General features: G+C 39.4%; 14 protein-coding genes and 1 pseudogene. 6 read left to right on the top strand and 9 right to left on the bottom strand.

Going from position 1 to position 17883, the window contains the following annotated elements; translation table 11 throughout:
* Positions 1–32 precede the first annotated feature (32 nt).
* From BM135_RS13765 to helD, 4 genes are all read right to left on the bottom strand, one after another.
* Positions 33–314 (bottom strand): helix-turn-helix transcriptional regulator, encoded by a 282-nt coding sequence (locus BM135_RS13765; protein ID WP_092520508.1) that lies wholly within the window; start codon positions 312–314, stop codon positions 33–35.
* Between the two features lie 105 nt (positions 315–419).
* Complete coding sequence (locus BM135_RS13770) at positions 420–1313, bottom strand: hypothetical protein (protein ID WP_092520510.1); 894 nt, start codon at positions 1311–1313, stop codon at positions 420–422.
* A gap of 94 nt (positions 1314–1407) precedes the next feature.
* On the bottom strand, positions 1408–2628 hold the full coding sequence (locus BM135_RS13775) for a tyrosine-type recombinase/integrase (protein ID WP_092520512.1): 1221 nt from the start codon (positions 2626–2628) through the stop codon (positions 1408–1410).
* Between the two features lie 326 nt (positions 2629–2954).
* Entirely contained in the window at positions 2955–5009 is a 2055-nt protein-coding gene (gene helD, locus BM135_RS13780; protein ID WP_092520514.1) for a DNA helicase IV, read from the bottom strand.
* An 81-nt stretch (positions 5010–5090) separates the two neighbouring features.
* On the opposite strand from helD, the gene yccS reads away from it, so the two are divergent.
* Positions 5091–7262, top strand: coding sequence for a YccS family putative transporter (gene yccS / locus BM135_RS13785; protein ID WP_092520516.1), 2172 nt, complete (start codon positions 5091–5093; stop codon positions 7260–7262).
* 33 nt (positions 7263–7295) lie between these two features.
* Here the strand turns inward: yccS and BM135_RS13790 are convergent, their stop codons facing one another.
* Positions 7296–7919: a TfoX/Sxy family DNA transformation protein gene (locus BM135_RS13790; protein ID WP_092520518.1), complete on the bottom strand. Its 624-nt coding sequence runs from the start codon at positions 7917–7919 to the stop codon at positions 7296–7298.
* 241 nt (positions 7920–8160) lie between these two features.
* Here BM135_RS13790 and sulA point away from each other — a divergent pair, with 241 nt between their 5' ends.
* Both sulA and ompA read left to right on the top strand, forming a co-directional pair.
* On the top strand, positions 8161–8733 hold the full coding sequence (gene sulA / locus BM135_RS13795) for an SOS-induced cell division inhibitor SulA (protein WP_092520520.1): 573 nt from the start codon (positions 8161–8163) through the stop codon (positions 8731–8733).
* 356 nt (positions 8734–9089) lie between these two features.
* Positions 9090–10202 (top strand): porin OmpA, encoded by a 1113-nt coding sequence (gene ompA / locus BM135_RS13800; RefSeq protein WP_092520522.1) that lies wholly within the window; start codon positions 9090–9092, stop codon positions 10200–10202.
* 90 nt (positions 10203–10292) lie between these two features.
* Here ompA and matP read toward each other — a convergent pair whose 3' ends face one another.
* Positions 10293–10742: a macrodomain Ter protein MatP gene (gene matP, locus BM135_RS13805; RefSeq protein ID WP_092520523.1), complete on the bottom strand. Its 450-nt coding sequence runs from the start codon at positions 10740–10742 to the stop codon at positions 10293–10295.
* Between the two features lie 203 nt (positions 10743–10945).
* On the opposite strand from matP, the gene BM135_RS13810 reads away from it, so the two are divergent.
* Positions 10946–12676: an AAA family ATPase gene (locus BM135_RS13810; protein WP_092520524.1), complete on the top strand. Its 1731-nt coding sequence runs from the start codon at positions 10946–10948 to the stop codon at positions 12674–12676.
* Between the two features lie 85 nt (positions 12677–12761).
* Positions 12762–13280 carry a bifunctional 3-hydroxydecanoyl-ACP dehydratase/trans-2-decenoyl-ACP isomerase gene (gene fabA, locus BM135_RS13815; protein WP_092520525.1) on the top strand — a complete coding sequence of 173 codons (519 nt, stop codon included), beginning with the start codon at positions 12762–12764 and terminating at the stop codon, positions 13278–13280.
* A gap of 382 nt (positions 13281–13662) precedes the next feature.
* Here the strand turns inward: fabA and BM135_RS13820 are convergent.
* Positions 13663–13848, bottom strand: a pseudogene (locus BM135_RS13820) (helix-turn-helix domain-containing protein); the annotation flags it as partial.
* 326 nt (positions 13849–14174) lie between these two features.
* Here BM135_RS13820 and BM135_RS13825 point away from each other — a divergent pair.
* Positions 14175–15665, top strand: coding sequence for a pyridoxal-dependent decarboxylase (locus BM135_RS13825; protein WP_092520535.1), 1491 nt, complete (start codon positions 14175–14177; stop codon positions 15663–15665).
* A gap of 497 nt (positions 15666–16162) precedes the next feature.
* Here BM135_RS13825 and BM135_RS13830 read toward each other — a convergent pair whose 3' ends face one another.
* Both BM135_RS13830 and BM135_RS13835 read right to left on the bottom strand, forming a co-directional pair.
* Positions 16163–17182, bottom strand: a complete 1020-nt coding sequence (locus tag BM135_RS13830) for a hypothetical protein (protein ID WP_092520536.1) — start codon at positions 17180–17182, stop codon at positions 16163–16165.
* 274 nt (positions 17183–17456) lie between these two features.
* On the bottom strand, positions 17457–17840 hold the full coding sequence (locus tag BM135_RS13835) for a hypothetical protein (protein ID WP_092520538.1): 384 nt from the start codon (positions 17838–17840) through the stop codon (positions 17457–17459).
* Positions 17841–17883 lie beyond the last annotated feature (43 nt).

The raw sequence follows: 17883 nt of genomic DNA on the forward strand, positions 1-17883 counted from the left end.
TTTTTAGATGTCATCGTTTTACCCTGTCTTAATTAATTTGATTTTCGGCTATAGGGGTTATTTACATTTTCTACTGTTGGCGGGTTACGTACCCAATGCAGTAAATCACTGAGCAACCAAGCGCAGGAATTGCGGCCTAATGGTTTACGTGCGGGGAAGCGTCCTTCATTCTCCAGTTTCCATGCTGACGTTCTGGAAATAGAGGTGATGTGATGGCGTTCCTTTTCACGTACAAGACGATCATAAGGTTCGCCATATTCTGAAAGGATAGAGCGGCGCTCTTCTGGTGTAGGAATGTTGTATTGAATGGTCATGTTACCCTCATGGTTTCAGTGTTTTCATGAGGGTAATTTTGCCTATAAGTAATTTGTTTTTACGGTGACTATTGATAAAAAATTTTTAGTTCCTGTAGACTAAATTTAATTCCCGTTCCACTTTGAAGGGTTATAAACTTTACTTAACAGCCTCTCGATACTTTCAATCTCAAGAGGCGGCTTTCCTTCTTGCGGCCAAAATTCTAAAGCAGCTAAATCAATTTGCTTAGCCCATTCTGTATAAGTGTTACATCTATCTGGATATTTTTTCTGGATGTACATAGCTGCCATTAAAATTGCCTCACGTTTTGCAGCAAATCTTTCTCCATTTCCATGTGGTGTTTTGATGATTTCTTTTTCCGTTCTCTCGTGCTCCATATTACCATTGATGAATCTTTGCAATTCAGTTTTTGTAATAAGCATTTTATCTATTGAAACGGGGTATTTTATTCCTGAGATTGCTGTAGGCTTATAATCTATACCTTCTTCTTCAGCTCTTGCTGTTAGATCATATATTTTATAATTGTCAGATTTTGGCAGGGTTAAAACCGCTTCGTTAAAAATATCACCTTTAAGTAATTTGTTTTCAGAGAATCTAAATAATTCATTACTTAAAGCAAATAGACCATTAATTTCTATTGCCCTATGCTCTAGATCTTTTTGTTTATAATTATATCGTATTTGTTCTTCAATCAAAGTAACGTCTGTTTCATAGGCAAGTTCAATATATGTCAAAGGAGGCTCTTCGCCATTCCATAACGTTAATGCCTCTGTCGCCTTAACATAATTATATCTTGAAAAAACTCTCATTCCATCCGCTTCAATCGAATCCATATCAAATCCATTCTGCCAATTCACCTTTACACATATTTCAAGCTCACCTATAACGGCATAATGAATTAAATCTTCTAGATCACACGGAATACCTATTTCTCTTTCTATTTTATGTAAAGGAAAATATTTTCTTTCCGGTAAATTAATGATTCTACTTTTTTTCATTGCGTCACCCTTAACACTACCCTAAGAGTTTAGCGAAACAGGCAAGTAGGGCTTCTTGCTTTTCACCCCGTCGGGCTAGTTTCGCTATATCAGCTTATGCTCTTTTACTATCGATTAAAACCACATTCTCATAATTACCCGCCAATACATCCAGTCGCTCGCACCACTTGTTTAACGCGTCTAGTTTCTCTGGTAGGTATTGGCTCTTGTTGTATATAGCCATAATGCCCGGCAAAGCGTGGCCTAAAAGCTGTTCCACGATATGTAGTGCTATACCTAATTCATTGAGTTTAGTTGAAAAGGTTCTTCTTAAATCATGCAAAGACCACCCCTCATCATGCTTTAATTTTTTCCATATGTTCCCGCCATATTGTGAGACTGTATCAGAGTTTTTAATTCCCCCTAAGATGTAGCCACTTTTATGGTTTTGGTAAATAAGATTTTCCAAAAATGGCTTCATGCATTCTGGTATGGGACGAATAATTTTCTCACCTGTCTTGCTATTTTCTTTTGGGACAATCCATAACATGGAATTAAAATTCCATTCTGAACATTTCGATAACCTGATCTCTCGTGTCCGACAACCAAATACAACTAAAATTTTCAATAAATTATTATAATAAGGTGGATAAATGCTTGTATTTATGGATTCCCATAATTGCCCAAGTTCATTGTCTTCCAAATAGCGTTGACCTTTATTCTGTTTTTTCCCAACATCCTGAATAGTTAAATCATCCAATACATGGCTAACTGCATATCTTCTTACTCGGCAAAATTTCAGGGCTTGCTTGCACAATTGAAGTATATAACCAGAAGCCACCGAAGCGTCCCTCTTCATTCTATCAAAACATTGAAGCCAATATTTCGTTTCACAGTCTGATAATGCCATACTCCCAATATAGGAATAAATATGTTTTTCTAATTGAAGAATGAGGGTATCAATATTCACTCGATTGTTTCTGCCGTAGTGTTCTATCCAATATTCGATAGCGTCTTTTACAGTGACTGGTTTTAGTGATTCCTGCATCGTTAAGTTAAATTGGAGCTTTGGGTCTTTACCGGATGCTAACCAACTACGACATTTGTCCCTCGTCTCCCTAGCCTGTTTGAGACTCATATCAGGATAGCGACCAATGGTAAGGCGGTTTAACTTTTTACCATCAAGTCGGTATGTAAAGACCCAACTAATACCACCCGCTTTAGATGCTTTAGCACTCAATCCAGCACCATCAGCAAAAAATTCAATATTGTCCCTTTCTTTTCTGTGTAGGGTTTTAAGTTTTTTGTCACTGAGCTTGTTGAGTTCGGCAGCCATGATCACCCAATATGTTTATACAAATATTTATACATATTGTGCTGTAAGAATCAGTAAACGTCAATAAACACTGGAACAATACACAGTTGAATAAATTATTAATCATTTGATTTTTATATAAAAATAACAATCATAGACAAACACCAAAACATAAAATCAGTATATCCGCTATATATTGATCACTCATTTAATCTCCTTATACCACCCTGTGCCATTTGTCTTTTAACTTGCTCTTTTCACTGCCTGCACTGAAATCTATTGGGCATAAACCATTACTCAAGGACATAACAGCAATTTCACTCTCCCTATGCTAATAAGAATTACGCTTAAGGTTTACGCTGAACTGATACGCCCAATTGCACCAACTGAGGAATGAAAACTGACGGCTTTTTCGGCTCCTGCATTAACCATACCTGCTTTTTCGCCCGCGTCAATGCGACATATAGAAGACGACGTTCCTCCGCCTCAGGGAAACCTTCAGGTTGTGGCAATAATACCTGTTCCATCACAGATTCTCTCTCTGGGGCTGGAAAACTGTCCTTCCCCTGCTGCAACCCCAAAATAATGACATAATCCGCTTGTTGCCCTTTAGATGCATGAATTGTCATAAATTCAATTTTCAAATTCGGCCAGCGAATAGACGCTTTTTTCAATAATTCTGGTTTGAGATGATAATAGCGTGCCAATAATAAGATGGTTTCCTGTTTGGTAACATAGCCACTCATTTTATTCAGCAGCGCTTCCAATTGCTCTTCCGATAAAATCACAACCGATTTTTTATTGCCTTTTATCAGGCTATTGAGTGGCTTAGTTAATTGATGAGGATTTTGCTGTACAAATCGGTTGGCGATTTCCCCAATACGATCATTAAAACGATAAGTCGTATCCAATGCACATTCAGCTCCTTTTCCAAAATAGTTTACAAATGCTGTATTTAATGTTACTTCAGCACCACGAAAACAATAGATCGCCTGCCAATCATCTCCCACAGCAAATAAATGGCTTTGCTTATTTTGTGCCTTCAATGCTGTTAATAACTTCGCTCTCAATGGTGAGATATCTTGAAATTCATCCACCAGAATATGTTTCCACGGACTGATAAATCGACCTTTCTGTAAAATATTCACTGCCTGATGGATTAAGCCAGAAAAGTCGACTGTGCCCTCAGACTTCAATGCTGATTTCCAGGCTTTCAGCAAAGGTGCTATAAGCCGTAGACGTTTCTGAAATACATCGACGTAAGTAGCAGGAGCCTGTCCAATCATCTCTTTTTGGCTACCACCATGCATACGGATTAACTCTAGCCAACGCTCCAAACGAACTAATAAACGAGCCGTCAATGACTTATCATGCCAATATTCACCTTCCGGCAGTTGCCAATCCAATTCTTCGTTCAACCACTCCCGCCAACCTTTAGCCTGTGCTTTTTTCTCTCCACACTGTTTTTGCCATTCTTGAATGAGAAAATCCCGGCGTTTTTGAGCATCAGTTTCCAGCTCGCTAATTTTCGGTGATTTATTGCTGCCTTGCTGAATAATATGCAATGCCAAAGCGTGAAATGTTTTTGCTTTTATTTCTTTTGCTCCCAAATGTGCCTGAATACGTTCATTCATGTCATCAGCAGCCTGACGGCCAAAAGCCAGCAGTAAAATTTGCTCAGGAAGTGCTTGTTGACGTAGCAATAACCATCCAGCACGAGCAACCAAAACAGAGGTTTTTCCGCTACCCGCGCCTGCTAATACCAGAATATTCTGTTCACCATTAATAACTGCCTGACACTGAGAACGATTAAGTGGTGATGTTTCTATTGTCTGGAAAAATTGCCCATATCGCACCAATATGTGATCAATCCATTGCTGGTTCAGTGTTTGAATTATTTTTTCACCATCATCCAACCAATCCAGACAGGTCTTATAATCGTCACGACAATTTTCAAATTGTGCGATTCGTTGTAATGGTAAAGGTAAAGCCTGAAATGTTTCTTGAATTTGCTGCTGCACAGAAGCTAAATCTGCGGTTTTCAGCCAACGATTTTGTTGTTTGATTTTGACTATTCCATTGACTTGAGCCGCTAAGACATCAGCACTGACATCACTCATGTTGAGGCTCCACTTTTGCCATTCCTTTAATAAGTAATGATAAAAATGTTGTGTTTGCTGCCATTCGGTACCATGCAGGCGAACCACTTTTCCTTCTGGTAATTCAAATTCCAGTTCCCCCCAGACAATCCCTCGCTTACACTGAATACCAATTAATTGATTAAATGGAATAAGGTACTGGTGTTTGTCACCGCTGACTTCAATGCCAGCATTAAGTAGACGCACCCGATTATAAGGGTGTTGAGCGAGGCGTTGGCCGATTTGTGTTGATTTTAGTTCCATTGTCGTGGCACCGTACCTGAAAATTGTTGAACTACTTCATCACGTACTATTTCATCACGTAAATGTTGTTAAGGGTATTTTGTGCTAACAGTTTTATCCGGTTCCCGCCATTTCCTGTATAACAGTCACACCCTCTATTATATCCGTATATTCATTGCACTAACAGGAACCACCCTTATCCCTTGGTTATTGGGAGAAGAACTTAAAATAACAATTCCATTGCTGTTAGGTGTCGTTGCGGCAGCATTAACAGATTTAGATGACCGCTTGGTCGGACGGTTGCGCAACCTCACCATCACCTTAATTTCTTTCTTTGTCGCTTCCACTTCTATTACCCTATTGTTTCCTTATCCATGGCTTTTTATGCTTGGTTTGGCTGTATCTACTTGTGATTTTATCTTGCTTGGTGCATTGGGGCAACGCTACGCCACTATCGCCTTTGGTGCTTTGTTGATTGCTATTTATACCATGCTCGGTTCGTCAATATTCCCTATCTGGTACCAACAACCTTTATTACTGCTCACTGGGGCAATCTGGTACAACCTGCTGACATTAACAGGCCATTTGCTATTTCCTATTCGCTCCTTGCAAGAAAATTTAGCGCGCTGTTATCAGCAGCTTTCAGCGTATCTCTATGCCAAAACAAGTCTGTTTGATCCCGACGCTGAGGCCGAAGAATATAAACAGTCTGTGTTTGATGTTGCCATGGCGAACAGTACGTTAGTGGTAACGTTCAATCAGGCCAAGAGTTCTTTGTTAAGTCGTTTAAAGGGAGATAGAGGACAGTGGGGTACTCGCCATACGTTGCATTATTATTTTGTAGCTCAAGATATTCATGAGCGTGCCAGTTCATCCCATGTTCAGTACCAAAAATTAAGAGAGGCATTTCGCCACAGTGATATTATGTTCCGCGTTCAGCGGCTGCTTTCCATGCAAGCCAGAGCATGTGAACAAGTTTCACAATCTATTATCCTGCGTAAGCAATATCAACATAATCCACGTTTTGAAAACGTATTCAACTACCTTGAAAGCTCTATTGAGCGTTTGAAAAATCAGCAAAGCACTGATGCTAAAATTATGGCATTTGATAATTTGTTGAAAAACTTACGAGCCATTGATGCACAATTAGCAGGGCTAGGTTCGGATCAATATCTTCTTTCCCAAAACGCCTCTTCAAAAGATAAACAAGAAGAAACACAGTTATCCGAAGAAGCTTTAACTGGCTGGCGTGATATATGGTTTAGGATTCGAAGTAATTTGACACCAAAATCTGCTCTCTTCCGCCATGCTATTCGCATGTCTGTCTTATTGTGTACTGGTTACGCCATTATTCAGCTATTTGATTTGCAACGCGGATATTGGATCTTGCTAACCAGTTTATTTGTCTGCCAGCCAAACTATAGTGCCACACGTCGTCGTCTGGTTCTGCGTGTTATTGGTACATTGGCGGGGATTCTGATTGGCCTGCCAATTCTCTATTTTGTCCCTTCCATTGAAGGTCAATTAGTGTTGATTGTTATTTCTGGCGTGCTGTTCTTTGTCTTTCGCAATAGCCAATATGCGCATGCAACGCTATTTATTACTTTGCTGGTATTACTGAGTTTCAATTTATTAGGCGAAGGATTTGAAGTCGCGCTACCAAGAATCATTGATACATTAATAGGCTGTGGTATTGCTTTACTTGCCATCAGTTTCATCTGGCCTGATTGGAAGTTCCGTCAATTATCTCAGGTGATTACCCGAACAATGGGAGCCAATTGCTGCTATTTCAGTGCGATTGTAACGCAATACCATCAGGGAAAAAGTAATAGCCTGAATTATCGAATCGCCCGTCGTGAAGCCCATAATTGTGATGCTGAATTAGCATCAGTGATTTCAAATATGGCATCGGAGCCAAAAAACTATCGTATTTCTCAAGAAGCTGCTTTCCGTTTACTGTGCCTTAATCACACCATGTTAAGCTACATTTCCGCATTAGGTGCCCATCGCGACAAGCTCAATGAACCAGCAATATTGGATATTCTTAATGATGCAATCTGTTACGTTGAATCCACCTTAAAACAAGGCGAAATGAATAATGATGCACTGCAATCTACGGTGAATAATTTGATGGAAAAAATCAATCTGGCACCTTCTCCTTCTGAAAGTAATAGTAAAATCCAACTTGTATTACAGCAAATAGGATTGCTCATCGAATTACTACCTGAACTCGTTAGTTTAACTAAGCAAATTAGTGAACAAGATAGGCAATAGGGGCCCACGCCCCTATTCACCAAACTGCACTCATTATGAATGAGTATCTGAATTCTGGTGAACCAGCTCGCTGTGCCAGCTAATTAATTCGTCACGTATCTTTTCTGGTAAAACCGCCACGTGGCATCCTTCTATTGCACCAGCCAATGCAAGCAACAAACTGACATTTGTTTTTTTCCTATGCTGCTGGAGTTTGAGGTAAGTCGCTTTTGCTCCCAACATTCGTAATTCTTCTACTTTAGAAATACCCACTTTCCATAATTGCCTTTCTAAAGCTATCCCTAAATTAGGTAAATCTTTAAGTCTAAGAGGCATTTTCTGTCTATCAATAATTTCTTTCATAGTGTATTGATAGGCTAAATTTACATATTCGAGTAACTGTTTTTGGTCCTGCCAAAGCGATTCATTAACGCGATAATACCGCAAAGTCACAGGTATTCCTCTTTTTGAATAAATAAATTTTTCCATTCCTCTAGCCTTAAATAATACTTCGGCGTGACTATTCCCGCGTAAATAAAGTTCTCCATCAGAACTGATGGCGAATAAAATACCATCAAGTAACAACCCAATTCCCCCAAATTGAGATTTTTTCTTAAGTTTTCCCAATGAAGATACACCTTGTTGCAATTGGGCCAAACGAGCTCCGGATAAAAACATTTTTTATCACTCCATGAATCATATTCCAACATAATGTTTGGTCATGCCTGTTATTAACAAAATAGATAACAAGAACAATTAATTAAAACCATACGCAATCTATTTCCAACTGCCAATCGTTAAGTCAGAAAAATCCTAATTTCTGTAAATTTTTGCGAAGCGCTTTGAAAAAAAGAGACTTGCTTTTAATCAAATAGCGTTATACTGTATAAATATACAGCTTGTTATGGCGAGGAACATTATGAGTATCCGATCAGCGTGGAAATATCCCACTGAGAAAAAAACAACAGCTGCTGGCACAACAGTAAACGAACATAAAACAGACAAAACAATGGTTGGGATGACCGTGAGAAGGCTGTCTTTTGTGGAACCACCTCAATATATTTCACACACGATAAAAGGTACAGTCAGTGAGCTAGTCTACAGTGAACACCAACCTACCATTCATCAGATTCTTCTTCCTTTATTACGTCAGTCTGGAAAAGAAGATCGATGGTTGCTTTGGGTAAGCCCCAATAAAAAATTGAGCCGTCAGTGGCTAATAAATGCAGGGCTTCCTTTAAATAAAATCATTCAATTAAACCAAATCCGTCCTGCAGCTTCGATTAGTGCTACGGAAAAGGCTTTGGCAAGTGGTAATTACAGCATTGTATTGGGTTGGTTGCCCGAATTATCAGAATATCAATTAAATACGCTACAACTGGCCGCACAAAAAGGGACTACTCTCGGTTTTATTATGCGTCCACAAAATTTATCCCATAAATTTATTTCTCAATCGAATAGATTACAAATTCACTCTAATTACTATCACTGATTTAAATTAGGATTAATCTTAATATTTTTTATAAAAAATAAGCTACCAATTGATACTCATTATTGTTTGTAATAAAAATCAATGTATTAATACCGTAAATATTGTAAACATTCGTCAATAATACTTAGGGTTTGTCTAGAGGTAATTAAATATTTTGTGTCATGAGTCACAGTGCACTTGTAACTTTTTAACTTCGTTGTAGACTTTACACAGTTTAGGGAGTTGTGCTTGCTGTTCTTATATTTCAGAACACATCTTCTGATTAAAGTACGATTACCTAACAGAACATTTTAACCAATGGCTAACAATAAGGCTTTTAAGGCCAATTGCCTATTTGGATGATAACGAGGCGTAAAATGAAGAAAACAGCTATCGCAGTAGCAGTGGCAGCTTTCGCAACTGTTGCTCAAGCAGCTCCAAAGGACAACACTTGGTATACCGGTGCTAAGCTGGGTTGGTCTCAATACCATGACGTAAATTTCTACGGAAATGATTACGATAACCTGATTGGTAACGGCCCCACCCGCAAAAACCAACCAGGCGCTGGTGCCTATGTCGGTTATCAGGCAAACCCATATTTGGGCTTTGAATTGGGTTATGACTGGTTGGGACGCATGGCCTATAAGGGTAGTATCAATAACGGCTCTTTCCGTGCTCAAGGTGTTCAGCTAACGACCAAACTAAGCTATCCAGTTATGAATAACCTGGATGTTTATACTCGTCTTGGCGGTATGGTATGGCGTGCAGACTCGTCTGCAACCTACAATGCTAATGCAGTAGTTGGAACCAGTAAAAATGACCAGCGCAGATTGAAAAACCACGATACAGGTGTTTCTCCTCTGGCTGCAATTGGTGTTGAATACGCACTGACCAAAAATCTGGCAACCCGTCTAGATTACCAGTGGGTTAACAACATTGGTGACGCTAACAGTGTTGGTGCCCGTCCAGATAACGGCTTGCTGAGTGTTGGTATTTCTTACCGTTTTGGTCAAGGTGAAACTGCGCCAATCGTTGTACCAGTTGCTCCTCCAGTTGCACCAGCCCCTATCATTGAAAGTAAGAGCTTTACCCTGCGCTCTGACGTTCTGTTCAATTTCAACAAATCAACGTTGAAAGCAGAAGGTAAACAGGAACTGGATAACCTATACACACAACTGACTAAAATCGACCCGGATCAAGGCAAAGTTCTGGTACTCGGTTATACTGACCGCATCGGCAGTCAGAATTACAACCTGCCACTGTCTCATAAACGTGCTCAATCCGTTGTAGATTACCTGATTGCTAAAGGCATTCCAGCAAATTCAATCCAAGCAGAAGGCCGCGGTAAGGAAAATCCTGTCACTGGCTCTACCTGTGACAAAATTAAAGCCCGATCTAAACTTATCGACTGTCTGGCTCTGGATCGCCGTGTAATTATCAACATTCAGGGCGTTACTAAAGTGGTTACTCATCCACAAGCAGCTAAGTAATACAGCCTCTATCTATTTATTAAAAACCCCATTTAAATGGGGTTTCATTTTTTGGTTTATCTTCCTATTAATTACTGGTTATTATCGGGGTTATTTCCCCAATATTGCTTCCAAATCCTGCTTCAAACTCGATATTTGATGAGTATACTTTTCCCGATATTCAGCATCTTCCAATAACTGTACGATCGTTTCTGACAAAGTATTACCGCGGCGTCGGGAGAGCGCTGAAAGCCGCTGCCAAACATGAAAATCCAGATCAATCGATTTTTTACGTGAATGTTGGTGTTCAGCATTAAAATGACGTTTACGCCGTGCCCGAATCGTTTGCTTCATTCGGTTGGATAAATCCGGATTCATGTGCAGAGAAATCCATTTCAGTACCTTGACTGGTTCTCGTTCTAAATTCATTAGTTCATTAACCGCATCCTGTGCAGCACTTTTTTCGATGTATTTAGTAATCGGCTCACCTTCACGGTGTTTTTTTGCTAAATATGCCCATTTCCAGCCACATTCCAGATTTTCCAATTGTTGATATTTCATTTCATCTCTCAGTGACAGCGTAACTTAAATTAAGCATAGCAACTATTTTTTTGAATTGCTCATAACAACACAGAATATAGGCATATTTTACAAGCAATGAAAGCGCAGGCTCAAATGTCATTTCTTTCAAAATTCAGGCATGTTGGTTCATTGCTTAATCTTGTATAATAAATGTTTCTTTTTTACTATATGTAGCTATCACTTTGACGAATATAAAATTAGACTGGCAGGCATTACAGCCAAACAATGCGCCTTATCAAGCACTCTTTAATTCTGCCGCTGAATTGTCCCCCATTACAATAGATGAGGTTCAACCCAGGCTGCACAGTGGATTATTCCTTTTTTGTCAGGCCTCTTTGCGCCAACCTTTTATGCTGCTGAAGGCGGAAGAGAGTAATGCTTATCTGTCTCTTTTATCCGATACTATTTCCTCTTTATTGCCGGAAAACCGTCCAGGTATCGGTGGTTATTATCAGATAGAGCACCAAACCATTACTTGGCACTCTACAGGGGAAGGCTTTTTTGCACCAACTGAACGAGTTGCTTACCGTGAGTGGATTGAACCAGAGCAATTATTTGGCAATATCTATACACATCAAGGGGTGCTTCAGCTGCAACCCGGCCTTATCCATCACATAAATGGTGGTATCTTGATTCTGTCTCTGCGCACCCTGCTCTCTCAACCATTGATGTGGGTTCGTCTTAAGCAGATGATTATTCAACGCCGTTTTGACTGGCTATCACATGATGAAAAACAACCTCTCCCACTACCGATACCTTCAATGGAACTGGATCTGCGCCTGCTTTTAGTCGGGGACAGACTCAGTCTTGAAGAGCTACAATCCATTGAGCCTGAACTGGCGAACCGTGCATTGTATGGTGAATTTGAACTGGATATGCCCTTTCATGAAGAAGATGATCTGACAGTATGGTGTCGGTACGTTAATGGGATCATCCAGCAACAAAATTTTCCTCCATTAAGTGCTGATGCCTGGCCTGAACTGATTAAACTCGCAGCTCGTCATACAGAAGATCAATTCCAGTTACCTCTAGATATTCAATGGGTGCAACAAAAACTGGAAGCCGCAGCTATTTATCATCAGGAAAATCAGATCACCAAAGATTCTCTACAACAGGCGGAAGATAATCGTACTTGGCGTCATGGCTATTTGTCTGAACGCAGTATGGACGAAATTCTGAAAGGTCAGGTATTGATTCGCACACAAGGCTCAGTTATCGGCCAAATCAATGGGCTATCCGTGCTCGAATATCCTGGGCACCCTGATCCAATGGGAGAACCCTCTCGTATCAGTTGTGTTGCACACTTAGGAGATGGCGAATTTATTGATGTGGAACGCAAGGTTGAGTTAGGCGGCAATATTCATGCTAAGGGTATGATGATCATGCAGGCTTATTTAATTTCTGAATTGAAATTAGATCAACCACAGCCTTTCTCTGCTTCTATTGTCTTCGAACAATCCTATGGTGAAGTGGACGGAGACAGCGCTTCACTCGCCGAACTGTGTGCCCTTATCAGCGCTCTGTCTCAGCAGCCTATCGACCAGCAAATTGCTGTTACTGGTGCCGTGGACCAATTTGGTTACGTACAACCCATTGGTGGAGTTAATGAAAAAATTGAAGGCTTCTTCCGTCTATGTCACTACTGCGGGCTAACCGGTCATCAGGGTGTCATTATTCCAACCACAAATGTTCAACATTTATGCTTGCATCAAGATGTTGTTAATGCGGTAAAAAATGGGCAATTCCATATTTGGGCAGTCGAGCATGTCTCTGAAGCTGCTCCACTGTTACTCGGTATTCCCTATTATGATCCACAAAAAGAACATCTGTTAGCTATGATACATGAACGCATAACACAGGCAAATATCCAAGAAAGACCTCGACTTCCTTGGTTTCTCCGCTGGTTGGGTTAATTCCATTATTATCTGATCGGAGTTGTTGAGCGTACAAGCGTACGCTATTCTCTAGCCTTACACGATTATAAGGCAATCTGAGAATATGTTTAAAAAACAAGAGTCCTACACGAAAGAAGAACTTCAATCCTCTGGACAAGGTAAATTGTTTGGTGAAAATGGACCACCGCTGCCTTCTGGCAATATGCTGATGATGGATCGCATCACGAAAATGACAGAAATCGGTGGTAATTACAATAAAGGGTATGTCGAGGCTGAGTTCGACATCAATCCTGAGTTGTGGTTTTTCGATTGTCATTTTGTCAATGATCCTGTTATGCCCGGCTGCCTCGGTCTTGATGCCATGTGGCAGCTCGTCGGTTTCTTCTTAGGCTGGATCGGTGGAGAAGGTAAAGGTCGCGCACTCGGCGTTGGGGAAGTCAAATTTACTGGTCAGATATTACCAACAGCAAAAAAAGTGACCTATCGCATTAATTTCAAGCGTGTCATTAATCGCAAATTAATTATGGGGCTGGCCGATGGCGAAGTGCTGGTGGATGGCAAACTAATTTATACTGCGACTGATTTGAAAGTAGGCTTATTCAAAGATACCAGTGCCTTTTAACGGACTAATACAACGAACAAATGAACTGACATTGGCGACTAACAAATTGATTAACCTCTGTCTCCGATACTGAAAACCTCCGCAAATGGCGGAGGTATTTTTTCCCATTTAATTACCTCAAACTTGTAAGGTGAATAATCATCCATACAGTAAAACCTGGCAGTAAATGGTGATAATAACTCAAGGAGTTTGCATAAAGTCGCCGTACTGCGATCACAAAAATCAGTGTGCCACTTCATTTCCTTTACCGTGCCCTTTTACGTCTTCTGATTTGTGACAATAACAACAATAGGGAATGCCTGTATAATTGTGCCCTGATATGTGATGACGACACATCGCATTATGAATAACAATAAATTTCTTTTAAAACATATAAAGGCTATTAACCTTTGGACTCGTCAACTATTTTATAAACAGTTGAACGCGCTATTTTTAACTGATGGATAATCTGAGTCGCCCCTATTTTTTGCCTATGCAACGACAAAACCTTTTCCCTGTCTATGACTCGATTACGACCAAAATTGATCCCTTTTAATTTCGCTTCTTGCCGACCTTCATTGATTCGCTGATTTCTCATTTAATTAGTGCTGATTATAAATAAATAAAAGAAAAAATTCATATGGTGAAATATAATTCCATCAAATTAGTTATATTATATAAACGTTTTCTGTATTTTAAGTTATGAATTGAAATTATAAAATTGAGTTATTTTTGAATGATTACACATAAAGAGATAATATAAAAACATTAAATGGTAAGATGATTGTGTAAATCACATTGCTAATAATATTTGTTTATTATAGTCTGGTTTTTAATTATTTTTAGGGACATTCCAATTTAAAGCTATAACTTATCAGCTAATTATCATTATAAATTATTGCATCTGGATCAAATATGAATAATGAAATCTATGTCAACATTGATAAATCTTTATTTAAATTATCTGAAGATGGTTTAACAGATACTGAACGTGGAAAAGCATTGGCAGAGCTGGAGTCATATGTAAAGAAAACACGTAACAAATTCCTAGGTTATCAAACCAACCAAGAATTCTGTTATTCACTGGAACTGAGTGAATACTTAGATATTCAGTTAAACAATGTTGGTGATCCTTTTGTGACAGGCAATTTCAGGGTTAACTCAAAGGTTGTTGAACGTGCTGTATTGGATTATTTTGCTAAACTTTGGAATGCACCTGACAGAGATAACACCACACTGGGTGAGGGCTATTGGGGTTATGTTTTATCAATGGGAAGCACTGAAGGGAATTTATATGCACTGCGTAATGCTCGTGACTATCTGGCTGGAAAAGCGCTCTGGATTGATCTGAATTCAAATAATCACATTGAACAAGGAACCTATCTGGGAGGTAATGATAATTCGCTGACACCCGTACTTTTTTACTCCGAAGATACACATTACTCAATTGATAAAGCCAAAGATATTTTGTCACTGCCTACTTTCGCTGAAATCGGTGAGTCGCGCTATCCGGGACAATGTCCTATTACAACGAGTAATGGAAAATGGCCGACAAAAGTTCCGTCTCTGCCAATGGGATCGATTGATCTAAATAAACTAAGTGTATTAATAGAGTTTTTTGCGTCACGTGGTTTCCCGATAGCGGTAAACTTCAACTATGGCACAACCTTTAAAGGTGCACTTGATGATGTCAGCGGCGCGATTGACTTACTGCTACCTATACTTAAGAAATACGGTCTCAAAGATAGAACGCTTCAAATTACACTGGAAAATGGCAAAGTTGTTAAAAGCCCTCGAAATGGCTATTGGTTCCACATCGATGGTGCGCTGGGCGCTGTTTATGGTCCATTCCTAGAGAAAGCGAGAGAACAGGGAATCGATATTGGTGTAGGGACGCTTCCTTCATTTGATTTCAGAAATCCAATCCATTCGATTGTGACCAGTGGTCATAAAGAAATGGGGACGCCGTGGCCGACAGGCGTTTATCTGACCAAACAAAAATACCTGTTGAGCTTCCTCAGTGTGGATTATATCGGCGCTCAAGATTCTACTTTAGCGGGTTCGAGAAATGGTTTTTCGGCGCTGCTGCTTTGGTATTATCTGGCCAGATATTCTTATAACGACCAGATTGGAAAGATCGTCCATCGACTTCGGCTGAGTGAAAACGTTTATCAGAAATTGCGGGCATTGGGTGGAGAGCTTGGCCTTAATCTTCACGTCCATCGCTCTCCACTTTCCCTCAGTATCCTGTTCCTTTGCCCCAACAATGATATTGTTGAAGATTTCTCACTGTCTACTGAAGCTAAAAATGGTATTAGGTATGCACACATTTTCGTTATGGAACACGTGACGGATGAACTAATTAACCAGCTTATAGCGGCATTGCGCCTGCCTGGTGCCTTTTAACAGAACACTATCTTTGGATAATCAGCCACAACTTACCACTATAAAGAAATAAGATGAGCACTTCCCATCCTGTGTTGAATTCGGTTGGGGAGTTTTACAGAGATGAAGTATGGCTCCCCTCAGATTTACGGCATCATAGTGCCCACGAAGTGATGCATTCCGCATCCGATACTGGAGGAGCCACAAGATGAATTATATACCGCTGGGATTAGATATTGCAAAACAGGTCATGACATCAATTTATTGAATCATGACCGAATGAGCAACTAAACGCACTTATCAAGCATCTCATCATGAAAGCCTATGTCGTTAAAGAGAGCAGAAACAGTGTGGGGCACTTGAGTTATTTAGCTGCTTTGCCGCATAAGTGCCCCACACATTTTTATGCTCTTGATGATTAATTGGCACCTGGGCATAGGATTGTGCTGTGTATAAAAATAAAACGCATAGTAACGTAAGGAATTTTAAAATTCTCATTAAGGATTCCTACGGTCATATTAAAATAACAGTGTTTGATAAATGGATATTAGTGACTGTGTTATAGGATAAAAGACACGAGGTTTTTCTTTGCAACTCGCCGAAAATACAACATTTATTTTAGGTTGAGATGAAGTTAAACCACCACACGCATTCTCTATATCTATCGCGTTTAACTCTAATTCTGATGGTCCAATATCATCATAGTTTAATCGTCTGTCCAATTGGTGACGTAGCCGGAAAAAATAGGTATCATCATCTGTCATTAATGGAACTCTGGCATCTGATTGTCCCTGTTCAAGTTCTGCTGTAATTGCTAAAGCAAGAAAATTTCCAGAATTTGATGTATCTATTACTATTTGTTCTTCTTTTTCACTTACAGGCAGCCTTTCCAGATTAAGTAATCCAGGATGAGCTAGACCTAAAGCATGTCCAAACTCATGAACTATGGTTTGATAAACTACTATTTTTGCAGCCTGATGTTCTGTATAATGCTCATTTAGAGTTCTTCTAATGGTATTGAAAAAGTCTCCTGAATAAGAGAATGTATTCGTTAGAAACATTCCCGGTCTGTTAAACGCTGGCACTGCATAATGCTCCAGGATGTCAGTCGGCAAAACTAACGTTGTCTGAGCTAAACTCTCACGCAAATGCAAAATAGCCTGCTGTGCATCATTTGGCCTAGAGATTTGAAAATCAGCTTCACTGGGTGATCCCTGAGGAACTTCGGTAAGGTGAATGGGACTCCCTCTCGCTATAAGGCGTTGATTCCACATGTCTGCCGCATTTCTCACTAATGGTGCAACATCAATGGCAATGTTTCTTGTTGTTCCATCACCATTATCAATGGAAACTGTCACTGACCCTATATTTGCATCTATTCTATATCTTAAATTATTATTAAAAAAATCAGCGGGATTGTAGATTTGATTGCTAATAGCTATAGAGCAAACGTGCCTATTTGGATTTAAGTAAGCCTCTGGATCATAGCCAAAAGAATTAAATATTGCTAATGATAAGATCATGCAAATAAATTTCATTTTAGACTCCGTTACATAATATTTCATTGTTTCTACCGATATGTTTTTGTCTTTTTTTGATTATTAACCCTCAGGGTATTTAGATAGGAGTTTATATGGCTGAAAACGGCATGGGCAGGGATGACTAAATCGATATTATTCTCGTCCCACCGCCATAATGCATCATTAATTTTTTAAAAAAAATCAACTAAATTAATTCGTATTAAATGGCCTCCAAAGGGGGATAATAAAAACTTTCTTATAAATCCATTCTTGTTAAATCGACAAACCCGATTTATAACGAGCCTTGCCCTATTCCAAACGCCACAACACCATCCTTATAACACCGCATAATTTTTATCGGTGACCCAGAGGAATAGGCTGTTAATAAAAGCGTATAAGCAGCCCGTGCATTTTGGGCGGCCACCGTATCATCTGGAAGTATTGTATTGTGTTTACTGCTAATGTAATTATAAAAAGAGAGTGTTATTGCTTCTTTCGAACCTTTGGGTAAAAAATTGAAACTAACGCTGCCATCATTACTATTATCTACCCCAATATATATGGATTGAACATATCCCGTTTTTCCATTGTTTTTATCACAATGTCCTGCAAAGGCATAAGCATGACTCTGCATAACCATAATAATAAAGATGCTAATTAAAAATTTAATTTTCATATTACATTCCTTTAGAATTTAATTAATTATCTATTAAAATAGC

This window comes from Xenorhabdus japonica (assembly GCF_900115195.1).
GTDB lineage: Bacteria > Pseudomonadota > Gammaproteobacteria > Enterobacterales > Enterobacteriaceae > Xenorhabdus > Xenorhabdus japonica.

Excerpts from the sequence above, each read along its gene's own strand:
- BM135_RS13775 (WP_092520512.1), bottom strand. The coding sequence starts at position 2,628 with ATGGCTGCCGAACTCAACAAGCTCAGTGACAAAAAACTTAAAACCCTA.
- sulA (WP_092520520.1), top strand. The coding sequence starts at position 8,161 with ATGAGTATCCGATCAGCGTGGAAATATCCCACTGAGAAAAAAACAACA.
- fabA (WP_092520525.1), top strand. The coding sequence starts at position 12,762 with ATGTTTAAAAAACAAGAGTCCTACACGAAAGAAGAACTTCAATCCTCT.
- BM135_RS13770 (WP_092520510.1), bottom strand. The coding sequence starts at position 1,313 with ATGAAAAAAAGTAGAATCATTAATTTACCGGAAAGAAAATATTTTCCT.
- BM135_RS13765 (WP_092520508.1), bottom strand. The coding sequence starts at position 314 with ATGACCATTCAATACAACATTCCTACACCAGAAGAGCGCCGCTCTATC.
- BM135_RS13830 (WP_092520536.1), bottom strand. The coding sequence starts at position 17,182 with ATGAAATTTATTTGCATGATCTTATCATTAGCAATATTTAATTCTTTT.
- helD (WP_092520514.1), bottom strand. The coding sequence starts at position 5,009 with ATGGAACTAAAATCAACACAAATCGGCCAACGCCTCGCTCAACACCCT.
- BM135_RS13835 (WP_092520538.1), bottom strand. The coding sequence starts at position 17,840 with ATGAAAATTAAATTTTTAATTAGCATCTTTATTATTATGGTTATGCAG.
- matP (WP_092520523.1), bottom strand. The coding sequence starts at position 10,742 with ATGAAATATCAACAATTGGAAAATCTGGAATGTGGCTGGAAATGGGCA.
- BM135_RS13825 (WP_092520535.1), top strand. The coding sequence starts at position 14,175 with ATGAATAATGAAATCTATGTCAACATTGATAAATCTTTATTTAAATTA.
- BM135_RS13790 (WP_092520518.1), bottom strand. The coding sequence starts at position 7,919 with ATGTTTTTATCCGGAGCTCGTTTGGCCCAATTGCAACAAGGTGTATCT.
- ompA (WP_092520522.1), top strand. The coding sequence starts at position 9,090 with ATGAAGAAAACAGCTATCGCAGTAGCAGTGGCAGCTTTCGCAACTGTT.